This window comes from Stenotrophomonas sp. A3_2, from assembly GCF_036624925.1.
GTDB classification, from domain to species: domain Bacteria; phylum Pseudomonadota; class Gammaproteobacteria; order Xanthomonadales; family Xanthomonadaceae; genus Stenotrophomonas; species Stenotrophomonas hibiscicola.
Genome location: NZ_JAZKVY010000127.1, coordinates 1 through 354, shown reverse-complemented (window position 1 = coordinate 354; position 354 = coordinate 1). Strand labels below are relative to the sequence as shown.

Below are 354 nucleotides of genomic sequence, written 5' to 3'. Positions count from 1 at the left end.
ATCACCGAGCTCGAGGCCGGAAAAGTGCCGTGGGTCCAGCCTTGGGGGACGGCCTCAGCGAAGGCTACGCTCGACCTGCCGCGAAATGCGGCGACGGGCCGGCGCTATTCCGGGATCAACGTCCTGATCCTTTGGGGCGCGGTGATCGAAGGCGGCTACCCAGCCCAAAGCTGGCTGACCTTCCGCCAAGCCCTCGCCCTGGGAGGCAACGTACGGAAAGGCGAGCGTGGCACGACCGTCGTGTATGCCGACCGCTTCGTGCCCGACGATGAGAAGCACCGGGCGCATGATGCCGGCGGCGAAGCGCGCCCCATCCCGTTCCTCAAGCGGTTCACCGTCTTCAACGCCGCGCAG

1 protein-coding gene is annotated in these 354 nt (G+C 67.2%); it reads left to right on the top strand.

Annotated elements, in window-relative coordinates:
• The coding region (locus R5H29_RS03025; protein WP_332328713.1) for an ArdC-like ssDNA-binding domain-containing protein at nt 1–354 on the top strand (354 nt) is incomplete at both ends.